Origin of the sequence: Paraburkholderia unamae (assembly GCF_003096875.1) — a bacterium.
GTDB classification, from domain to species: Bacteria; Pseudomonadota; Gammaproteobacteria; order Burkholderiales; family Burkholderiaceae; genus Paraburkholderia; species Paraburkholderia unamae.
The window spans coordinates 2,454-3,599 of the sequence record NZ_QEOB01000060.1 but is presented as its reverse complement, the minus strand read 5'-3'; the positions used below and the strand labels follow the sequence as shown (position 1 = coordinate 3,599).

General features: G+C 63.5%; 2 protein-coding genes. Both read right to left on the bottom strand.

Annotated elements, in window-relative coordinates:
• Nucleotides 1-698 (bottom strand): ABC transporter ATP-binding protein (locus C7402_RS46020; RefSeq protein WP_133254680.1); only part of this gene is annotated, 698 nt, incomplete at its 3' end.
• Nucleotides 698-1,146 (bottom strand): ABC transporter ATP-binding protein (locus C7402_RS46015; protein WP_133254681.1); only part of this gene is annotated, 449 nt, incomplete at its 5' end. The genes C7402_RS46015 and C7402_RS46020, both read right to left, overlap by 1 nt.

Genomic DNA, 1,146 nt, shown 5'->3' with positions numbered 1-1,146 from the left:
GCGCGCACCTTCGGATCGTCGAGCATCTGCTTGGCCTCGCCTTCCATCGTCACGAGACCCGAGTCCATCACGTAGCCGCGATTCGCCGCCTGCAACGCGAGACGCGCGTTCTGCTCCACCAGCAGCACCGTGATGCCTTCCGACGAGATTGTGCGCACCACTTCGAAGATCTTCTCGACCATGATCGGCGAAAGACCCATCGACGGCTCATCGAGCAGCAAAAGCTTCGGCTTGCTGATGATCGCGCGCGCCATGGCCAGCATCTGCTGCTCGCCGCCCGAGAGCGTGCCCGCGAGCTGTGTGGCGCGCTCCTTCAGGCGCGGGAAGAAGCCGAACATGCGCTCGACATCCTTCTGGATGCCGTCGTTGTCGCTGCGCAGGTACGCGCCCATCTGCATGTTTTCGAGAATCGACATGCGCGCGAAGATGCCGCGGCCTTCCGGCACCATCGCGAGGCCGCGCTTGAGCAGCTCGTACGCCGGCACGCCCTTGATCGACTGGCCCATGTACTCGATGTCGCCCGCCGAGTAAGGCTTCAGCCCCGTGATGGCCTTCATCGTCGTGGTCTTGCCCGCGCCGTTCGCGCCGATCAGCGTGACCAGTTCGCCCTGGCGGACTTCCATGTCCACGCCCTTGACCGCCTGGATCCCGCCGTAGTTGACCTGAAGACCCTTGATTTTCAGAACCGATGTCGACATCAGTGAACCCCCGCACCCAGATACGCCTCGATCACCTTCGGGTCCTTCTGCACGTCATGCGGCAGACCCTCTGCGATCACCTTGCCATAGTCGAGCACTGTCATCCGGTTGCACAGGCCCATCACCAGTTTCACGTCGTGCTCGATCAGCAGGATGGTCTTGCCATCGGCGCGGATCTTGTCGAGCAGGCGCGTGAGTTCGACCTTCTCGGTCGCGTTCATGCCCGCCGCCGGCTCGTCGAGCGCGAGCAGCTTCGGGTCGGTCGCGAGCGCGCGCGCAATTTCCAGACGGCGCTGGTGGCCGTATGAAAGATTGCGCGACGTGTAGTCCGCGTACTGCGCGATGCCCACGTATTCGAGCAGTTCGAGCGCGCGCTCCTTGATCTCGCGCTCTTCCTGACGCTCCGAAGGCGTCTGGAACACGGCGCCGAGCAGACCGTGCTTCGTGC